1 protein-coding gene, 2 tRNA genes and 3 rRNA genes are annotated in these 5,943 nt (G+C 55.6%); all 6 read right to left on the bottom strand.

Annotated elements, in window-relative coordinates; translation table 11 throughout:
* Window positions 1-85 precede the first annotated feature (85 nt).
* Window positions 86-197: ribosomal RNA gene (gene rrf / locus ACKWCC_RS18940) — 5S ribosomal RNA — on the bottom strand.
* A gap of 168 nt (window positions 198-365) precedes the next feature.
* Window positions 366-3,204 (bottom strand): 23S ribosomal RNA (locus ACKWCC_RS18935).
* A 191-nt stretch (window positions 3,205-3,395) separates the two neighbouring features.
* A tRNA-Ala gene (locus ACKWCC_RS18930) sits at window positions 3,396-3,469 on the bottom strand.
* A 128-nt stretch (window positions 3,470-3,597) separates the two neighbouring features.
* Window positions 3,598-3,671: transfer RNA gene (locus tag ACKWCC_RS18925), tRNA-Ile, on the bottom strand.
* Window positions 3,672-3,833: 162 nt separating this feature from the next.
* Window positions 3,834-5,362: ribosomal RNA gene (locus tag ACKWCC_RS18920) — 16S ribosomal RNA — on the bottom strand.
* Together the 16S, 23S and 5S rRNA genes with 2 tRNA genes alongside form the textbook arrangement of a ribosomal RNA operon.
* Before the next feature lie 202 nt (window positions 5,363-5,564).
* On the bottom strand, window positions 5,565-5,943 hold a 379-nt coding region (locus tag ACKWCC_RS18915), incomplete at its 5' end, for a hypothetical protein (RefSeq protein WP_413997540.1).

Raw genomic sequence — 5,943 nt, 5'->3', positions numbered from 1 at the left:
GGACAAAGCTGTCCATGGGTCTGCCATTTGGGGTTTTCCCATAAAAAAAGGGTCCCCTTTTGCGATTGCAAAAGGGGACCCCGAAAAAAGGCGGCTACCTACTCTCCCACTTGGTATAGCAGTACCATCGGCGCAAACGGGCTTAACTTCCCTGTTCGGAATGGTAAGGGGTGGGCCCCGTCGCCATGGCCACCTAAGTCTTGAAGACCTTATATGACATAATAAAGGGACAGATATGGAACGCGTCCCGGACACGGTGGCCCGAGGTGCGCGAACGAACTTGTGCAGAGAATATGGAACATCATCGCTTAGAGCTTGTAAAAAGGTGTCCCCCCCCGGTGCCCTGGGGCACGGGGGGCGGATGTGGGCGCAAGCCCGACGGGCAATTAGTACCACTCGGCTGCATGCATTGCTGCACTTCCACCTGTGGCCTATCAACGTGGTCATCTCCCACGGCCCTTTAAAGAAATCTCATCTTGTGGCCGGTTTCGCGCTTATATGCTTTCAGCGCTTATCCGATCCCGACATAGCTACCCAGCGGTGCCCCTGGCGGGACAACTGGTGCACCAGCGGTCGGTCCGACCCGGTCCTCTCGTACTAGGGTCAGCTCCACTCAGATTTCTAACGCCCGCAGTAGATAGAGACCGAACTGTCTCACGACGTTCTGAACCCAGCTCGCGTGCCACTTTAATGGGCGAACAGCCCAACCCTTGGGACCTTCTCCAGCCCCAGGATGTGACGAGCCGACATCGAGGTGCCAAACCCCCCCGTCGATGTGAGCTCTTGGGGGAGATCAGCCTGTTATCCCCGGCGTACCTTTTATCCTTTGAGCGATGGCCCTTCCATGCGGAACCACCGGATCACTATGCTCTAGTTTCCTACCTGATCGACCTGTGTGTCTCTCAGTCAAGCGCCCTTGTGCCATTGCACTCTGCACACGATTGCCAACCGTGTTGAGGGCACCTTTAGAAGCCTCCGTTACTCTTTTGGAGGCGACCACCCCAGTCAAACTACCCACCACGCACTGTCCCCTCGAAAGAGGGTTAGGCCCCGATCAAACAAAGGCTGGTATTTCAACAACGGCTCCACCGCGCCTGGCGACGCAGCTTCAAAGCCTCCCAGCTATCCTACACATTGTTTGACCAAGGTCAATACGAAGCTATAGTAAAGGTGCACGGGGTCTTTTCGTCCCACTGCGGGTAACCGGCATCTTCACCGATACTACAATTTCACCGAGCTCATGGCCGAGACAGTGTCCAGATCGTTGCACCATTCGTGCAGGTCGGAACTTACCCGACAAGGAATTTCGCTACCTTAGGACCGTTATAGTTACGGCCGCCGTTTACCGGGGCTTCAGTTCAACGCTTCTCCCCGAAGGAATGACGTCTCCCCTTAACCTTCCGGCACCGGGCAGGTGTCAGGCCCTATACTTCTTCTCTCGAATTGGCAGAGCCCTGTGTTTTTGATAAACAGTCGCCTGGACTTTTTCACTGCGGCCCCCCCGTAAGGGGGCGACGCTTCTCCCGAAGTTACGCGTCAATTTTGCCTAGTTCCTTAGCCATGAATCTCTCGAGCGCCTTAGAATGCTCATCCCGACCACCTGTGTCGGTTTGCGGTACGGGCCGCACATCTCGCTTTTCTTGGAAGTCGATCCGCTGGATTGTCACCTTGGCCGGAGCCTTAGTGTACTCTCGGGGCGTTGCCGCTCCCTTCAACGTGCAATTCCGTCTGCACGCACCAACCTCTCGCCTCCGTCGCTTTCAACGATGTGCGGGTACGGGAATGTTGACCCGTTGTCCATCCACTGCCCCTTTCGGGTTCGCGTTAGGTCCCGACTGACCCCCAGCTGATTAGCATAGCTGGGGAAACCTTGGTCTTTCGGCGTGCGGGTTTCTCGCCCGCATTATCGTTACTTATGCCTACATTTTCGTTTGCAGCTCCTCCAGCGCCCCTCACGGGTGCGCCTTCGGCGGCACTGCAATGCTCCCCTACCCCTCCGCAACGGGTGCGGAGGCCATGGCTTCGGTAATGTGCTTATGCCCGATCATTATCCATGCGGAACCGCTCGACCAGTGAGCTGTTACGCACTCTTTAAATGAATGGCTGCTTCCAAGCCAACATCCTGGCTGTCGGTGCAGTTCCACCGCGTTTTGTCAACTTAGCACATATTTGGGGACCTTAGCCGATGGTCCGGGTTCTTTCCCTCTCGGACATGGACCTTAGCACCCATGCCCTCACTGCTGACCACCATTTTATAGCATTCGGAGTTTGTCAGGAATTGGTAGGCGGTGAAGCCCCCGCATCCAATCAGTAGCTCTACCTCTATAAAACTGTTGTCAACGCTGCACCTAAATGCATTTCGGGGAGTACGAGCTATTTCCGAGCTTGATTGGCCTTTCACCCCTACCCACAGGTCATCCCAAGACTTTTCAACGTCAACGGGTTCGGGCCTCCACTGTGTGTTACCACAGCTTCACCCTGCCCATGGGTAGATCGCACGGTTTCGCGTCTACTGCCACTGACTCAAACGCCCTGTTAAGACTCGCTTTCGCTGCGGCTCCGCCCCTGAAGGGCTTAACCTTGCCAGTGATAGTAACTCGTAGGCTCATTATGCAAAAGGCACGCCGTCACCCCGAAGGGCTCCGACCGCTTGTAGGCGCATGGTTTCAGGATCTATTTCACTCCCTTGTTCAGGGTTCTTTTCACCTTTCCCTCACGGTACTGGTTCACTATCGGTCTCTCAGGAGTATTTAGCCTTGGCGGATGGTCCCGCCGGATTCACACAGGGTTTCACGTGCCCCGCGCTACTCAGGATACCACTATCCAACAGCTCTTTTCCCATACCGGGCTATCACCGTCTATGGCCGCTCTTTCCAAAGCGCTCTGGTTCATCACTGTTCGAACATCGTGGTCCTACAACCCCGCCGTTGCCGAGACAACGACGGTTTGGGCTAATCCGATTTCGCTCGCCGCTACTATCGGAATCACTATTGTTTTCTCCTCCTCCGGGTACTTAGATGTTTCAGTTCCCCGGGTTCGCCTCCCTTGCGGGATACCACGCCTTCAACGTGGTGGGTTGCCCCATTCGGACATCCGCGGATCATATCGTGTGTGCCGATCCCCGCGGCTTTTCGCAGCTTATCACGTCCTTCTTCGCCTCTGAGAGCCTAGGCATTCCCCATACGCCCTTTTCCAGCTTGTCGCCAAACCTTTCTATTCGCCGTAATCGATAATACTCTATACTCTTTACTCTAGTTGTTCGCGCCCCACCGGAATAACCGATGGGACGTCCGTTCCAAATCCCGGGCGCCGGCCGTGAGGCCGTGCCCGGATCTGTCCCAATATGTCAATGAACCTGTCGCGCCCACCGCGCCCCGGGGGGAGCGGCGGACCTGTGGAGAATATCGGAGTCGAACCGATGACCTCCTGCGTGCAAGGCAGGCGCTCTAGCCAGCTGAGCTAATCCCCCATATACTAGTAGTCAGTACATGGCAGTCGGTAGTTAGTGACCAACCACCGCTCAACTCCTAGAATTTCCAATAAGTGCGATACCAATGAACGTTCGCCCGACAGCGCAGTGCGCACCGCCGTTGCCCGTAGTCCCAGGCAGACTCGAACTGCCGACCTCTACATTATCAGTGTAGCGCTCTAACCAGCTGAGCTATGGGACTTCAATTACCCGCCCCCAAAGGGAGGGTATCCTATATATCATCATTGTGGACGTGGCAGAGCAAAAAAAGACCCAACGGAAAGAACCTTAAAATAATTAGACCTTGGACCGGGCCGGGACCGTCGGTGCGGTCGGGGGACCCCCCCGAAGGGGATGTCTCTAGAAAGGAGGTGTTCCAGCCGCACCTTCCGGTACGGCTACCTTGTTACGACTTAGCCCTAGTTACCGATCTTGCCCTAGGCCGCTCCTTGCGGTGACGGACTTCAGGCACTCCCGGCTTCCATGGCTTGACGGGCGGTGTGTACAAGGCCCGGGAACGTATTCACCGGATCATGGCTGATATCCGATTACTAGCGATTCCAGCTTCACGGGGTCGAGTTGCAGACCCCGATCCGAACTGTGACCGGTTTTGTAGATTCGCTCCCCCTTGCGGGGTGGCTGCTCTCTGTGCCGGCCATTGTAGCACGTGTGTGGCCCAGGACGTAAGGGCCGTGATGATTTGACGTCGTCCCCACCTTCCTCACGGTTTGCACCGGCAGTCCCGTTAGAGTCCCCATCATGACATGCTGGCAACTAACGGTAGGGGTTGCGCTCGTTATAGGACTTAACCTGACACCTCACGGCACGAGCTGACGACAACCATGCAGCACCTTGCAAATTGCCCGAAGGAAAGGACATCTCTGCCCCTGTCAACATGCATTTAAGCCCTGGTAAGGTTCCTCGCGTATCATCGAATTAAACCACATGCTCCACCGCTTGTGCGGGCCCCCGTCAATTCCTTTGAGTTTCATTCTTGCGAACGTACTCCCCAGGTGGGATACTTATCACTTTCGCTTGGCCGCCCAGGTCTCAAGGACCCGGACAGCTAGTATCCATCGTTTACGGCGTGGACTACCAGGGTATCTAATCCTGTTCGCTCCCCACGCTTTCGTCCATCAGCGTCAGTGCACGGTTAGTCAGCTGCCTTCGCAATCGGTGTTCTATGTAATATCTATGCATTTCACCGCTACACTACATATTCCGCCAACTTCACCGTGACTCAAGACCGGCAGTATCAAAGGCAATTTTACAGTTGAGCTGCAAACTTTCACCTCTGACTTACCGGCCCGCCTACGGACCCTTTAAACCCAATAATTCCGGATAACGCTCGGACCCTCCGTATTACCGCGGCTGCTGGCACGGAGTTAGCCGGTCCTTATTCTTACGGTACCGTCAAGGGGCCACACGTGGCCCTTTTTCTTCCCGTACAAAAGCAGTTTACCACCCATAGGGCATTCTTCCTGCACGCGGCATGGCTGGATCAGGCCCTCGCCCATTGTCCAATATTCCTCACTGCTGCCTCCCGTAGGAGTCTGGTCCGTGTCTCAGTACCAGTGTGGGGGATCCCCCTCTCAGGGCCCCTACCCATCGCGGTCATGGTAGGCCGTTACCCTACCATCTAACTAATGGGACGCATGGCCATCTTCCACCGCCCGAAGGCTTTAACCCCTCCCCGATGCCGGAAAGAGGTGCCACGGGGCATTAATCCAAGTTTCCCTGGGCTATTCCCCTGTGGAAGGTAGGTTCCATACGCGGTGCGCACCCGTGCGCCGGTCGCCGGCAGGTAGCAAGCTACCCCCGCTGCCCCTCGACTTGCATGTGTTAGGCCTGCCGCTAGCGTTCATCCTGAGCCAGGATCAAACTCTTCATCGTTGTGTCATAAATAAATTGCCCCAACGCCTCCAAGGTCTCCGGCCCGGTCTTTGGTCTAATCAAAAAAATATAAATTCTCTCGGTCTTTTTCGTATTCTCTACCGACACCGTACGCGCCCCCAAAAAAGGCCTCCGGTGTCTCCACAATATTTCAATGAACTCCTCTCCCGCCGCGCCGTCCCCGGCGCGCCGTCGCCAAGACCTATCGTCTAAGCGGCTGCAAATATACAACTGTTTTTCTCCCCCGCAACACCTTTTGGAAAAAAAATCCCGCCGGCGGCAAAAAAAAGGAAAACAACGCTTCAAATGAACTTGCACACGCCCCGGGACAATGGCCCGAAACGGGGTGCAAATGTAAACCGACTTTTTTGATCCACAAGGGAATCGCGAAGAAAAAATGAAGGTTTTTGCCCTTGTCCCCGCAAGTCCCTGCCATTGAAGCCTTTGCCCCCTGCCCTCTTTTGAAAAGGACCTTGAACTTACACCATTTTTGCCAAAATTGCAAATCATCCAGGGCAATTGTTCGCCCGCGCCGGGGACGGCGCGGCATCCCCGGGGCACGGCCAACGGCCAAGGCCCCC

Origin of the sequence: Maribacter aquimarinus (assembly GCF_047345505.1) — a bacterium.
Taxonomy (GTDB): domain Bacteria; phylum Bacteroidota; class Bacteroidia; order Flavobacteriales; family Flavobacteriaceae; genus Maribacter.
Note: the sequence above shows the minus strand (reverse complement) of the source record. Positions and strands in the feature narration are given on the sequence as shown.